Genomic DNA, 13,017 nt, shown 5'->3' on the forward strand with positions numbered 1-13,017 from the left:
CCCCTTCCCCGCACCCCGGGGCGGCGCGTGCCCTGGGGTGCTTCCCCTTCCACCGCGGAGCAGGACGGGCGCCGCGACCGGGGTGGCCGCGGCGCCCGTCAGGCGCTCATCCCGCTGTCAGGGGTAGCTCACGACGTAGCGGACCTGGTTCGCGAGGTCCGCCTGCCCGCCGGTGCCGTTGATGACGTTGGCGATCGTGCCCACACCGCCCAGCGACACCGCGACCAGGTGCGTGAACCGCACACCCGTCCGGTTCGGCGCCTCGAACGCGTTGTCCGTGACCACGCTCGGGTTGGCCTGGTTGAAGCAGTACACGCCGACGCCGAACGCCTGGTGCGTGGTCACCGAGTCGGCGACCTTGTAGCCGGCCCAGCCGCGCTTGGAGCCGTTCATCCACGCCGCCTGGTTCGGCGGGTCGTACGGCAGCTCGTTCTGGTAGAGGTACACCCGGCCGCCGTTGCCGTTCCAGATCAGGTTGTGCTGCTGGTAGTGCTCGACGAACAGGCCGTAGGCGATGACGTTGTCGCCGTTGACGACCACGCCGTTCTGGCCGGGGTTGGCGGTCCAGCTGACGCCCTCGCCGTGGTCGGCGCGCCAGACCCAGGTGTGGTCGATGATCGTGTTGCGGCTGTTGACCCGCATGCTGACCGTCGCCTTGCCCGCCTGGGAACCGCCGACGCGCAGGTACACGTCGTGCAGCGAGGTCGGGTTCGCCGAGTGGTCCGCGGTGCCGGCGTCACCGATCTCCAGCAGCACCGGGGAGTTCTGCACGCCGGCGTCGACCAGGAAGCCGGCCAGCCGTACACCGTCCACATCGGACGTGGTGAGCGCGGCCTTCCCGGTGGTCGGCGTCAGCGTGGCGAGGCCCAGGCCGAGCACGACGGTGTTCGGGCGGGTGATGCGGATCGTGTCGTCGACCTGGTGCACACCGGGCGTGAGCAGCAGGTGCTTGCCCTGGGCCAGTGCGGCGTTGGTGGTCGCGACCGGCGTGCCGGGCTTGACGATGAAGAAGTCCGCCAGCGACACCGACGTGCCGGGGTTGCCGTTCTCCCAGCTGGTGCCGCGGGAGTTGGTGCGCAGCGCGGGCAGGAAGACCCGGTACTCACCGGAGCCGTCGAGGTACAGGTACGGCTTCTCGCGCGTCACCGGAGAGGTGTCCACGGTCGTGTGCGACGGGTTCGGGAAGTGGTCGGCGGGGGCGCCCTGCGTACCGGCGAACACCATGTTCCACACCGAGCCGGACCAGCCGCCCGCGAGGTTGCTGTTGCGGGTCAGGAACTGCTGCTGCGAACCGGAGACGACCACGCCGTCGATCTTGCTGTCGACGATCAGGCCACCGCTGGCCCAGCCGTCGTAGCCGTTCCACAGGTGCGCCTGGCCACGCAGGTGCATCCGCCGGTACGCCGTGGCCTGCGACACCGCCCAGCGTTCGATCTGGTTGGCCGGCAGCGTCACCGACAGGTTCTCCGCGCCACGCCAGAAGTTCTGCGTCGCGTTGCCGAGGTTGTTCGGGTCGTCGCCCTGCTGCAACCAGTCGGCCTCGACCCGGATGTGGCCGTTGATGTTCACGTCGTCCGGGTTCAGCCCCAGACCCGCGACCTGCGTGTAGAACCGCAGGTTCACATCGGCGTTGTAGCTGCCCGGCTTGAACAACACGGCGTAGCGCTGCGGGCCGAACTGGTTGGTCTTCATCTGCGCGGAGATCGCGTCCAGCCGCGACTGCATCTCCGACTGCGACGACCCCGGCCCGTACACGAACACGTTCGGCCCGAAGTCCGGGTTCCGCGGGTCCGTCGGCGGCACCCCGGTGGAGTCGGTCACCGCGTTGACGCTCAGCTCCCACAACGAGTAGCCGTACCCGGTGCCGCGCTGGGTGCCCAGCACCCGCACGTACCGGCCAGAACCGTTGACGTCGAGCGCCTGCGTGCCCCCGGTACCGGTCGTGGTCGAGTACAGGGTGCTCCAGGAGCTCGCGTTGTTGCTCACCTGCACCTGGAACGCCTTGCCGTACGCCCCCTCCCAGGCCAGGGTCACCCGGCAGACCTGCTGCGTGGAGCCGAGGTCGACCTGCAACCACTGCGGGTCGGAGAACTGCGACGACCACCGCGAACCCGCGTTGCCGTCGACGGCGGCGGACGCCGGGGTGCCACCGTTCTCGGTCGAGGACGCCGTGGCGGTCTTGTTGAGGGCGACGTTGGCGGTGCCGCACGCGGCGGCACCGGCGGAGGTCGAGGTCGTGGCGCTGACGGTGGTCACGAGACACAGGGCGGCGGCGGAGAGCGCGGCCACCCTGGACAGGGGTATGCCCATGATCCTGCCTGACACGAAGGGGCGTTGAGCCCGGGACGGGTGGCGACCGGTCGCCGTGAGAGCGCTCTCCCGAACGTTAACCCCGTGTGTCGGACAGGTCAATCAAGCAGAGGCGCGGACGACGAGTTCCGGTTCGAAGATGACGGATCTCGGGCGTTGTCCCGGTTTTTCCAGGTCGGTGAGCAGCAGCTCGGCCATCGCGGCGGCCATCTGCTCGACCGGCTGCCGCACGGTCGTGAGCTGCGGGCGGCACGCGAGCGCGGGCGTGCTGTCGTCGAAGCCCACGACCGCCACGTCGTCGGGGACGCGCAGCCCGTGCTCCTGGATGACGAACACCGCCGCCTGCGCCATCAGGTCGTTGGCGGCGAAGACGCCGTCGAGGTCGGGGTGCTCGGTGAGCAGCCGGGTCATCGCGGCCCCGCCGCTCTCCGCCGTGAACCCGCCCTCCGCGCTCGGCACGTACGGGAAACCGTGGCGGGCCATGGCATCGCGGAACCCCGCGAGCCGGTCCTGGCTCGCCAGCACGTCGAGCGGGCCGGAGATGGTGACGACGTCCGTGCGCCCGGACGCCACCAGGTGGTCGGCCGCGAGCCGCCCGCCCGCGCGGTGGTCCATGTCGACGTAGCTGACGGGCGTGGGCGCGCCGGGCCGGGCGTAGAGCACCGAGGGCACCCCGGCGGCCAGCAGCCGGGCCGGCAACGGGTCGGCGGGGTGGGTGGTGACGAGCAGCGCGCCGTCGGCACTGCCCTGCCGCAGGAACTCGACCACCTCGGTCCTGGCCGGTTCGGAGTCGGCGAGCATGAGCACCGGGTGCACGCTGTGCGGGCGCAGGAAGTCGACCACGCCCGCCGCGACTCGGCCGAAGAACGGGTCGGTGAACACGTCCGACCCGCCGCCGGCACCGGAGATCACCAGCGCGACCGTGCCGGTCCTGCGGGTCACGAGGGACCGGGCCGCCCGGTTGGGCGAGTACCCGGTCTGCTCGATCGCGCTGCGCACCGTCTCCTGGAGCTGCGGGTCGACGTTGCGGGTGCCGTTGACCACGCGCGACACGGTCGCGCGCGAGACACCCGCAACTCTGGCGACGTCCTCCAACGTGGGTGCGCTCTTGCTCATGCCACCGGTTGTACCACGCAGGGAGAGCGTTCTCCCAACATCAGGACGTGACGCGCACGTCCTTGATCGCGCCAGGCCAGAAGTCGACGTTCTGGCCGTTGTACTTGGCCCGTCCCACGGTGAACGCGCCGGTGCTCACGACCGCCGGACCCGCCGCCGCGGTGGCGACCAGCGCACCGTCCACGTAGAGCCGGATCTCGCCACCCCTGCGCTCGCCCTTCAGCTCGTACCAGCGGCCGATCTCCGGCGTGGTCTCGAACCGGGCCCGGTTGCCGCCCGGCGTGCTGAACGCGAACGCGCCCTGCCCGTACTGCAGGTAGAAGGGGTTCTCCCGCTCGCGGCCGTCCTGGCTGACGGCGGTGGCGTAGTTGCCGGGCACCTCGTCGAGCCGCACCTTCGCGGACACCGCGTAGTCGCCGGTCGTGTCGACCACCGGGCCGTAGGTGTCCGCCGAGCCGTTGTGGAACTGCAGCGCGCCGTCCTTCCAGGTGGCGCCGGTCGGGCTGAGCGTGAGCGGGTTCTTGCCGGTCGAGTCCTCGGCGACGGCTCCCCTGGTCTCGTCGAGCTTCCACTCGCCGCTGCCCGCGTACGGGTACGGCTTGCCCGCGTTCGCCCCGGCCTCGATGACGCGCCGGTTGATCTCGCGGACGGGACCGGGGGCGACCTTGATGCGCTTGCGGTCGTAGGTCCACAGGCCGTTGAGCTCGCCCTCCAGGTCCGTGACCTGGGTGTAGACCGACGCGGACAGCTCGGCGCGGGCCTGGCCGAGGTAGAACGTGCGGGTGTTGTCGACGTACTTCGCCGTCAGCGCCGCCTTGTCCGCCACACCGCTGTAGATCGCGATCGGCGCGCCCGGCCACTGGTGCCCCGGCGTGCGCAGCGTGAAGCCGCCGTGCTCGCCGTCCACCACGACGCGCTTGCCGTCCGGGCGGGCCGGGTCGGTGTTGTTGTAGTCGTGGTGGTCGAGCACGTCACCCCTGCCGCTGTCGCCCTTGGACGCGCAGCAGTTCACGCCGCTGTGGGCGTTGACGATCCGGCTCGGGTCGGCGGCCTTGACCTGGTCGGTGATCTGGCCGGTGACCGTGCGGTCCCACTCGCCCCAGCCCTCGTTGAACACGATCCAGGCGTAGATGGACGGGTAGTTGTGCAGCTGCTCCATCAGCTCGCGGCCCTGGCTGACGAAGGCCTGCTGCGCGCCGGGGTCGTTGCCGTCCTCCAGCGACACGAAGTCCTGCCACACCAGCAGTCCGAGCCGGTCCGCGTGGTAGTACCAGCGGGCGGGCTCCGCCTTGATGTGCTTGCGCACCGCGTTGAAGCCGAGGTCCTTCTGCGCCTTCAGGTCGAAGACCAGCGCCTCGTCACTGGGCGCGGTGTTCAGGCCGTCCGGGTAGAAGCCCTGGTCGAGCTGCATGAGGTTGAAGACCGGCTGGCCGTTGAGGGTCAGCTTGGGCGTGCCGCCGACGTTCGCGATGCCGGTCGAGCGCATGCCGAAGTAGCTCTTGACCTTGTCCTTGCCGAGCGTGACGTCGAGCTTGTAGAGGTACGGGTCGTCCGGCGTCCACAGGTGCGCGTTCGGCACGGGCAGCGCCAGGTCCGCGTTCGCCGGCCCGGTGACGGTGCCGACCTGCTTGCCCCTGGCGTCGCGGGCGACGGCCGTGACGGTCCCGGTGCCGGCGGACCGCACGTTGACCGTGAGCGTGCCGATGGCCAGGTCCGGGGTCGTCTTGATCCCGTCGATGCCCTTGTCCGCGACCGGTTCCAGCCACACGGTCTGCCAGATGCCCGACGACGGCGTGTAGAAGATGCCGCTGGGGTTGGGCGACTGCTTGCCCTTGGGCTGGTGCGGGCCGGTGGTGTCGGTGACGGCGACGACGATCTCCTGCTCACCGCGCTTGAGGGCATCGGTGATGTCCGCGCTGAACGCCGTGTAGCCGCCGGTGTGCTCGGCGACCAGCGTGCCGTTCACCCAGACCTTGGCCTGGTAGTCGACGGCGCCGAAGTTGAGCTTGAGCCGCTGCCCGCTGCCGATCCGCCAGTCGTGCGGCACGGTGACGGTCCTGCGGTAGAACATGTGGTCCTCGTGCCGTTCGAGGCCGGAGAGCTGCGACTCGACCGGGTACGGCACGATGATCTTCTCCGGCAGCTTCTTGCCGAACCGCGGCTGCTCACCGGCCTTGGCACCCGCGAACTCCCACGGCCCGTTGAGGTTGAGCCACCGGTCGCGTTCGAGCTGCGGCCGCGGGTACTCCGGCAAGGGGTTGCGCGCGTCGAAGTTCTCGCCCCACGGCGTCCTGAGCCGCTCGGCCGAGGTGTTCTTCACCGTGCGGGCCGTCTTCTCGACCTTCCGCCCGTCCACGGCGAGCGCACCGGCACCGTCGTAGTAGATCTTCACCCGCTGGCTCTTGAGCACTTCCTCCGCGAGCCGCACGGTCACCCTGCCGCGGCTGGCCGTGACGACCGAGACCGGCATCGGCGTGGCGTCGACCTCGACCCGCAGGTGCTCCCTGAGGTCGGACGTCCCCGTGACGCGCCCGTCGAAGTCCGCGGTGAGCGTCCGCCCGTCCTTCGAGACCTGCGCGCTGCGCGGCACGACCCGGAAGTCCGCGGGCGGCGTGAACGCGGACTCCGGCACGATCTGCTTCGGCGTGGTCGCGCTCGACCAGCGCAGGTACATGTTGGCGCCGCCGACGTCCTGGAACATCTCCAGCCGGAAGTCGTACTGGCGCCCCGCGGTGAGCGCGACCGGCGCACTGGTCTGCTCGCGGTCCCAGTCCCCCACCCAGTGGTCGATGACCGGCTGCCCGTCCACGAAGAGCCGGAACCCGTTGTCCCCGATGGCGTGGAACGTGTAGTCACCGGTCTGCGGCACCGCGATCTGCCCGGTCCACCGCGCCGTCGTGTGCTCGGTGCGCCCGGCCAGGAACCCGAACGTCGAGGTGAGGTCCGAGTGGTTGACCTCGGCGTCGAGCACCGTGCCGGCGAGGTTCGCGAAGTCCCTGGCCCCCGGCGCCGACATGCTGAAGTACTCGCCCTTCAGCCCGTGCACGGGCTCGGCGGCGCCGGCCGGTGGTGTTCCTGGCATGACGCCCAGTGTGAGCAGCAGGGCGAGGAGTGCGGGGGCGGCTTTCCTCATCGGCGAGATTCCCCTTCGAATTTACAACGTTGTAAGAGCGCTCCCATACATCCACGCACAGGGTTCGGAGTCCCTGCTACGGCCGTTCGGAGGTATCAGGCATGTCAAACCGGACAAGTTGCCGGACAGGCAGCGGCGCCGATCGTCACCCCCGTGAGCTATGCCTTCCGTGCGGCCCATACGGAACGTTCGGTGCGCACGGCCAGATCGGTGCGGTGCAGCAGACCGGTGGGGCTGTGCGGGTCGAGGAGGTCGTCGAACGCGGCCAGGTCCTCCGCGGACAGCACGTCGTCGACGGTGCCGCGCATCCGCCGCAGGCCGGCCAGTGCGTAGCGACCGACCACTTCGGACTGCGGGAGGTGGATGGCGAGGGTGCGCTCGGCCTCCACGGTGAAGCCGGCGGCGGTCAGCTTCGGGCCCCAGTCGGCGCCGCGGTGCGGGACGAGGTCGGCGTGGCGGCGGTCGCTGGCGGCGTGGATGCGGTCTTCGAGGTCGGTGCCGAGGAAGCGGGGGAAGCCGGCGAGCTCGACGACCGCGAACAGGCCGCCCGGAGCGAGGACGTCGTGGACCTGGCGCAGGGCGCGTGCGGGGTCGGCCATGTGGTGCATCGAGGCCGATGCCCACACCAGGTCCGGGGTGCCGAGGTCGGGCCAGGTGGTGTCCAGGTCGGCCTGGACGGTGGTCACGCGGTCGGCGAGGCCGAGCTCGCAGGCCTTATCGCGCAAGCGCCGCAGGTGGTCGACGTCCGTGTCGACCGCGGTGACGTGCGCCTCCGGGAACTCGGCCAGCAGCGCGAACGTGCCGGCGCCGGTGCCGCAGCCCAGGTCCACGACCTGGCGGGGGCGGTCGACGGGCAGCCACCGGATGAGGTCGGCGGTGTGCTCGGCGACCACCTCGGCGTCGAGGTCGAGGATGTCCGCCATCCCGTGATCATGGCTGTGGCTGTGGCCGTGACCAGCGCCGTGTCCGTGTCCGTGTCCGTGCTCGTGGTTCATACAGCCCAAACTAGGACCGCCGTGCGTCAGGTGCACGGCATCTTGCGCAGGAAGCAAACAGGTCGTCCTCAGCCCTGCCGGAAGCGCAAGATCAGCCCGTCTTCCGCTCGTTGTGTCCCCGCCGCGCCTCGCGGTCGAAGATGCCCATGACCTCGCATGGCCCGCCTGCGGTGCCGATGGCGTGCGGCAGCATCGTCGGGAACTCGGCGGCCTGGTTGGTCTCCACGCGGTACCGGCGGTTGCCCAGCAGCAGGATCGCGGTCCCGGACAGCACGACGAGCCACTCGTGCCCGGAGTGCGCTCGCAGGCCCGAGGGGCTGTCCGGCGGCGGGGTGGTCATGCGCTGGCGGATGACGGTGATGCCGGGCTCGGCCCTGATCGGCCAGCGCATCTGGCCGTGCGCGCCGTCGATCAGCGGGCTGACGATCACGTCCTCGGTGTCGGTCTCGACGAGCTGGTCCAGCGAGGTGTCCAGCGCCCGCGCGAGCACGACGAGCTGGTCGAGGGCGAGGCGGCGCTGACCGTTCTCGATGCGGCTGAGCGAGGACGGGCTCAGCCGCGCGCGGGTCGCCAGCTCCTCCAGCGACCAGCCCTGCGCGAGCCGCAGCGCGCGGATCCGTTTGCGCACGAGGCTGTCCAGCTCGCCATCTTCTTGCGTCATGCGCACGATCGTATGCTCGATCCGCAAGGCGCACCTACCGTCGGTGCCATGACGAAGAACTTCGACGCCGTGGTGATCGGCGGTGGTGCCGCCGGACTGAGCGGCGCCCTCGTGCTGGCCCGTTCCCGCCGCACCGTTGCCGTGGTCGACAGCGGCACGCCCCGCAACGCGCCCGCTCACGGCGTGCACGGCCTCCTCGGCCACGACGGCATCCCGCCCGCCCACCTGCTCAAACGCGGCCGCGAGGAGGTCGAGGGCTACGGCGGGCAGATCATCGCCGGCGAGGTCGCGGCGACCGCACGGGTGCAGGACGGCTTCACCGTCACGCTGAGGGACGGCCGGGTCCTGCACGCCCGCCGGCTGCTCGTCGCCACCGGGCTGCGCGACGTGCTCCCCGACGTGCCCGGCCTGGCCCGCCACTGGGGCCGCGGCCTGGTGCACTGCCCGTACTGCCACGGCTGGGAGGTGCGCGACGAACCGATCGGCGTGCTCGCGGTCGGCCCGGCGTCGGTGCACCACGCGCTGCTGTTCCGGCAGCTCACCGACGACCTCGTCTACTTCGCGAACGGCACGGGGCTCGACGCCGAGACCCGCGCGAGCTTCGCCGCGAAGGGCATCCGGGTCGTGGACACGCCCGTCGCGGAGGTCGAGTCCGACGGCGACGACATCAGCGGCGTCCGGCTCACCGACGGCGAGGTCGTGCCGCGCCGGGTGATCGCCGTCGTCACCAGGATGCTCGCCCGCACCGAGGGCGTCGAGGGGCTCGGCCTGCCGGTGGAGGACCTGCCCAACGGGCTGGGCCGCCGGTTCGTCAGCGGCGCGGCGGGCACCACCGACGTGCCGGGCGTGTGGGTCGCGGGCAACGCCACCGACCCCACCGCGCAGGTCGGCGCGTCCGCCGCGGCCGGAGCGCTCGCGGGCGCGCACATCAACGCCGACCTGCTGCACTGAGGTCAGCGGAACGACTTCAGCGCCACGTAGTCGGCGATCGCCTGCTGTCCCCTGATGTTCGCGTGCACGCCGTCGCCGGTGTCGTAGAGCGGGTTGATGCTGTTGGGCCGCAGCGGGTCCTCCAGCACCTGGTCGAGGTCCACGACCTCGGCGCAGGTGCCGGAGCAGTCGCCGCCGCGCTTCACGAAGTCGTTGACGGTGTGCCGGTCCACGTTGTTCTGGTCGCTGTAACCGGGTCGCGGCGTGATCGGCGTGACGTGCACGTCGATACCGGCCTTGCGCAGACGGTCGAACACGGCGCGATAGCTGGTGACGATGTCGTTGGCCGTGCAGCCGTTCGCGATGTCGTTCGTGCCGTAGTAGTAAATGACGTCGGTGACGCCGTGCAGCGCGAGAACGTCCCTTTCCAGCCGTGACAACGCATCGAGTCCGACGAACGCATCCGGTGTCCTCGGGCAGACGGCGCTCGTCGTGCCGCTGACGCCCGCGTTGGCCACGGCCAACTGCTGGTCGGCGGGCAGTTCGGCCACGATCCGCCGTGCGAGCACGTCCGTCCAGCGCTTGTTCGTGCCGGGCTCGGTGCAGCCCGGACCGCAGTTCGTGCTGCCGACGCCGTCGACCACCGAGCTGCCGAACGGCACGATCGTCCCCCGCAGCCGCGGGTTGAACACGTCCACGGCGCTGACGAGGTACGTCGACTGGACGCGTTCGGTGTAGGCGGCGGCGCCGGTGTCGGCCGTGTGGTCACCCGAGCCCGCCGGGGTGAGGTAGTTGTCGCGGAACGCCGACTCGTGCCGGCCGGGGACGACGTCGCCGCTGACGTACGTGCTGACCGCGAGGTCGGTGCCCGGCGCCGTGTCGAGCGGGGTCCGGTCGCTCCACACCTCGCCACCGGCCGGGATGGTCACGCTCCGGCGCCCGCCGAACGTGACGTCCACCGGCCGGGAGACCGCCGCGTCACCGGTGCTGAGCCCCGCGGTGGTGCGGTCGACGGTCAGCGGCTGCCGCCCGAACGTGTTCTGCAGCCTGACCCGCACGGCGCTGCCGCCCTGGCTGAGGTGCGTGATCATCCGCAGCGACTGGTCGCGCACGGCGACCGGGGCGAGGTTTTGCTGCGACTGCGCCCACGAGGTGAACCAGCCGGGCCGACCGGCCTCGGGGGCGGCGGGCGCGAGGACAGCGGCGAGCACGACGGCGATCACCTGGATGGGTAAATCCATGCGCCGTAGAGTGCCCACTCACGCACGTGCTGTAATCATGTGCTGTGTCACAGCCGTCTCACTTGGCCGGTGGCGGCACGTCGCCGAGCCGCACGGACTGCGCCCGCGGGTACTTGCGGCCCGCCATCGGCACCGGCGATCCGGTGAACGACACCGGTGTTCCCGCCAGCAGCAGCGTCAGCCCCTCCGGCAGGTCGTCGCGCGAGACGAACCACGACCCGCCCTTGGAGTCGGTGATGAAGCCGTGCGACTGCCCGGACTTCCAGGTCGCGACCGTGCCCCTGCGGCGGCCGCGCGGTGCGCCGACCGGTGACGCCACCGCCTCCGACGAGCGCACGAACGCCCGGCGCAGCGGGTAGTCCGGCTGGTCACCGGGCGCGAACAGCTCGTCGAACCCCGGCGTGAACGGCGTCGCGGCCCGCAACGGCGCGGCGGTGCGCGGGGTCCACGAGGGCATGTCCTCCCCCGACCGCACGTCCACCACCGGCAGCACCACGTGCACGCCGCGCGCGGTCAGCCTGGTCACCAGCGGCGCGAAGTCCGCGTCACCGGTGAGCAGGACGACCCAGTCCAGCGGCACGGTGGTCGCCCGGTCCCAGGCCTCCAGCGCGAGGTGGACGTCGACGCCCTTCTCCTTGCCGCCGTGCAACGGCATGTCGTGCCGCGTGATCCCGGCGGCGTTCAGCACCGCGTCGAACGACGCCGCCGGGGTCTCGATGCGGCCGCGCACGTAGTGGGCCTCCGCGACCACGCACTCGTCGAGCGGCCGGCCGGTCTCGGCGTGGACGAACCAGCGCACGGCGTCGTGCAGCCCGTCCACCGAGATCCGCGCCGCCCTCCGGTGCGCGGTGGCGTAGAAGTCGCTGAGGTAGGCGAACCACGTGCCGTCGTAGAACACGCCGATGCGGACGATCCCCATCGGACAGACATTACCGACCCGGTCAGGGCGTACGGATCGCCCGACCCCGGCAGCGCGCGTCCCGGCTCCGCGCCGGGAACAGTCCACAGTTGATGGTCAGTAGGGTGGCGAGCGTGAGCTACCGCTACGAGATCACGCAGGCGGTCGTGCGGCAGGGCATCATCGCGATCGTCCGCACCACCGACGCCGAGTCCGCGGTGAAGGCCGCCGTCCCGTTGCTGGACGCGGGCCTCACGTCGCTGGAGCTCCCGCTGACCAACCCCGGCGCGCTGGACGCCATCCGCGAGCTGCGCGCGAGCCACCCGGACGCCACCATCGGCGCCGGTTCCGTGCTGGACGAGACCTCCGCCGTCGCCGCCGTCCGCGCGGGCGCCCGGTTCCTGGTGGCGCCCAACCTCGAACCGGCCGTGATCCGCGCCGGTCACCGCTACGGCGCCGCCGTGCTGCCCGGTGCCGCCACCGTCACCGAGGTGGTCCAGGCGCTGGAAGCGGGCGCGGACGCCGTGAAGGTGTTCCCGGCGCCCACCCCGCGGTGGGTCGAGGACGTGCTCGCCGTGCTGCCGCACGCACCACTGGTGCCGACGGGCGGTGTCGCACCGGCCGACGTGCCCGCGTGGCTCGCGGCGGGTGCGGTGGCATGCGGGGTCGGGTCGGCTCTCACCCGCACGCCGTTGGCCGAGCTCCAGGCGCTGCTGCGGCCGTAGCACCACGGGTGGTTCAGTCGATCTGCACGACCACCTTGCCCCGCACACCGCCGTGCTCCAGCGCACCGTGCGCGGCAGCGATGTCGGCCAGCGGGAACACCCGGTCGACCTGCGGGCGGATCGCCCCGGTCGCGACCAGGCGGCCGAGCTCGGCGATCAGCGGGGCGGTCGGGTTGCCGCTGAAGAAGCGGGTCCAGCGGGTGCGGTGCAGCGCGTGCGCCGCGATGTAACCCAGTGAGCGGACCGGGCGGTCGAGGTCGAACGCGATCGCCACCAGCCGCCCGCGCGGGGTGAGCAACCGGCGGAAGGCGGGCAGGTCGGTGCCGACGGTGTCGAGCACGACGTCGAAACGCCCCAGATCGCCGGGCGCGCGGTAGTCGACCGCCTCGTCCGCTCCGAGCCCGGTCACCAGGTCCAGGTTCTTGGCACTGGCCAACCCGGTGACGTGCGCCCCCATCGCCTTCCCGAGCTGCACGGCGATGTAGCCGACGCCGCCCGTCGCTCCCCGGACGAGCAGCCGCTCACCGGGCGCGAGCGCGGCCAGGTCGCGCAACGCGGTGATCGCCGTGGTCCCGACGGGCAACGCGGCGGCCTGCACGGCGTCGAGCCCGGCGGGAACGTGGTCGAGCCGCTCGGCCGGTACGGCCACGTACTCCGCGGCCGAGCCCATCCGCCGCCCCAGCACGCCCCAGACCAGGTCACCCGCCGCGAACCTGCTGTTCTCCGGCGCGACGACCTCGCCGACCAGGTCGATGCCCACCCGCTTGGGAAAGCTCTTGCCGCTGAACGGGCGCAACCGCCCGGCACGCATCGCCAGCTCGCCGCCGTTGACCGACACGGCCCGCACCCGGACCAGGACCTCACCGGGGCGTGGCCGCGGGACGGGCCCGGTGGTCACGGACAGGACCTCAGCGGGCCCGTACCGGTCGTAGGTCGCGAGCCGCATCGAAGTGGAAACCATGCTCCAGTTCTACGACCGGAACCGGACGGTGTCATCCACTTCGCTTA

Annotated in this window: 10 protein-coding genes; 2 read left to right on the top strand and 8 right to left on the bottom strand. The window is 71.5% G+C overall.

All coding sequences use genetic code 11. From position 1 onward, the window contains the following. Positions 1–117: 117 nt before the first annotated feature. The 5 genes from AB0A63_RS37580 to AB0A63_RS37600 all read right to left on the bottom strand — a co-directional run bounded on the left by AB0A63_RS37580 (position 118) and on the right by AB0A63_RS37600 (position 8,215). Positions 118–2,310, bottom strand: a complete 2,193-nt coding sequence (locus AB0A63_RS37580; protein ID WP_360400479.1) for a discoidin domain-containing protein — start codon at positions 2,308–2,310, stop codon at positions 118–120. A 102-nt stretch (positions 2,311–2,412) separates the two neighbouring features. After that, positions 2,413–3,426, bottom strand: coding sequence for a LacI family DNA-binding transcriptional regulator (locus AB0A63_RS37585; RefSeq protein WP_360400482.1), 1,014 nt, complete (start codon positions 3,424–3,426; stop codon positions 2,413–2,415). Between the two features lie 40 nt (positions 3,427–3,466). Beyond that, the gene (locus AB0A63_RS37590; protein WP_360400485.1) at positions 3,467–6,559 is read right to left on the bottom strand and encodes a PA14 domain-containing protein; all 3,093 of its coding nucleotides are present in this window, start codon (positions 6,557–6,559) and stop codon (positions 3,467–3,469) included. 158 nt (positions 6,560–6,717) lie between these two features. Beyond that, positions 6,718–7,482: a class I SAM-dependent methyltransferase gene (locus tag AB0A63_RS37595; protein WP_360400488.1), complete on the bottom strand. Its 765-nt coding sequence runs from the start codon at positions 7,480–7,482 to the stop codon at positions 6,718–6,720. Between the two features lie 163 nt (positions 7,483–7,645). Beyond that, the gene (locus tag AB0A63_RS37600; RefSeq protein ID WP_360400491.1) at positions 7,646–8,215 is read right to left on the bottom strand and encodes an XRE family transcriptional regulator; all 570 of its coding nucleotides are present in this window, start codon (positions 8,213–8,215) and stop codon (positions 7,646–7,648) included. A gap of 48 nt (positions 8,216–8,263) precedes the next feature. On the opposite strand from AB0A63_RS37600, the gene AB0A63_RS37605 reads away from it, so the two are divergent. Continuing rightward, positions 8,264–9,166 (top strand): NAD(P)/FAD-dependent oxidoreductase, encoded by a 903-nt coding sequence (locus tag AB0A63_RS37605; RefSeq protein WP_360400494.1) that lies wholly within the window; start codon positions 8,264–8,266, stop codon positions 9,164–9,166. Between the two features lie 2 nt (positions 9,167–9,168). Here the strand turns inward: AB0A63_RS37605 and AB0A63_RS37610 are convergent, their stop codons facing one another. Continuing rightward, entirely contained in the window at positions 9,169–10,386 is a 1,218-nt protein-coding gene (locus AB0A63_RS37610) for a GDSL-type esterase/lipase family protein (RefSeq protein WP_360400497.1), read from the bottom strand. Positions 10,387–10,444: 58 nt separating this feature from the next. Beyond that, positions 10,445–11,305 carry an NYN domain-containing protein gene (locus AB0A63_RS37615; protein WP_360400500.1) on the bottom strand — a complete coding sequence of 287 codons (861 nt, stop codon included), beginning with the start codon at positions 11,303–11,305 and terminating at the stop codon, positions 10,445–10,447. 113 nt (positions 11,306–11,418) lie between these two features. On the opposite strand from AB0A63_RS37615, the gene AB0A63_RS37620 reads away from it, so the two are divergent. Then, positions 11,419–12,009 carry a bifunctional 4-hydroxy-2-oxoglutarate aldolase/2-dehydro-3-deoxy-phosphogluconate aldolase gene (locus AB0A63_RS37620; protein ID WP_360400503.1) on the top strand — a complete coding sequence of 197 codons (591 nt, stop codon included), beginning with the start codon at positions 11,419–11,421 and terminating at the stop codon, positions 12,007–12,009. 13 nt (positions 12,010–12,022) lie between these two features. Here the strand turns inward: AB0A63_RS37620 and AB0A63_RS37625 are convergent, their stop codons facing one another. Beyond that, entirely contained in the window at positions 12,023–12,970 is a 948-nt protein-coding gene (locus AB0A63_RS37625; protein WP_360400506.1) for an NAD(P)-dependent alcohol dehydrogenase, read from the bottom strand. Positions 12,971–13,017 lie beyond the last annotated feature (47 nt).

It is taken from the genome of Lentzea sp. NPDC042327 (genome assembly GCF_040647275.1).
Classification (GTDB): Bacteria; Actinomycetota; Actinomycetes; order Mycobacteriales; family Pseudonocardiaceae; genus Lentzea.

Bases quoted from the DNA above. Each gene is read 5' to 3' on its own strand.
- AB0A63_RS37580 (WP_360400479.1), bottom strand. From the start codon at position 2,310: ATGGGCATACCCCTGTCCAGGGTGGCCGCGCTCTCCGCCGCCGCCCTG.
- AB0A63_RS37585 (WP_360400482.1), bottom strand. From the start codon at position 3,426: ATGAGCAAGAGCGCACCCACGTTGGAGGACGTCGCCAGAGTTGCGGGT.
- AB0A63_RS37590 (WP_360400485.1), bottom strand. From the start codon at position 6,559: ATGAGGAAAGCCGCCCCCGCACTCCTCGCCCTGCTGCTCACACTGGGC.
- AB0A63_RS37595 (WP_360400488.1), bottom strand. From the start codon at position 7,482: ATGGCGGACATCCTCGACCTCGACGCCGAGGTGGTCGCCGAGCACACC.
- AB0A63_RS37600 (WP_360400491.1), bottom strand. From the start codon at position 8,215: ATGACGCAAGAAGATGGCGAGCTGGACAGCCTCGTGCGCAAACGGATC.
- AB0A63_RS37605 (WP_360400494.1), top strand. From the start codon at position 8,264: ATGACGAAGAACTTCGACGCCGTGGTGATCGGCGGTGGTGCCGCCGGA.
- AB0A63_RS37610 (WP_360400497.1), bottom strand. From the start codon at position 10,386: ATGGATTTACCCATCCAGGTGATCGCCGTCGTGCTCGCCGCTGTCCTC.
- AB0A63_RS37615 (WP_360400500.1), bottom strand. From the start codon at position 11,305: ATGGGGATCGTCCGCATCGGCGTGTTCTACGACGGCACGTGGTTCGCC.
- AB0A63_RS37625 (WP_360400506.1), bottom strand. From the start codon at position 12,970: ATGGTTTCCACTTCGATGCGGCTCGCGACCTACGACCGGTACGGGCCC.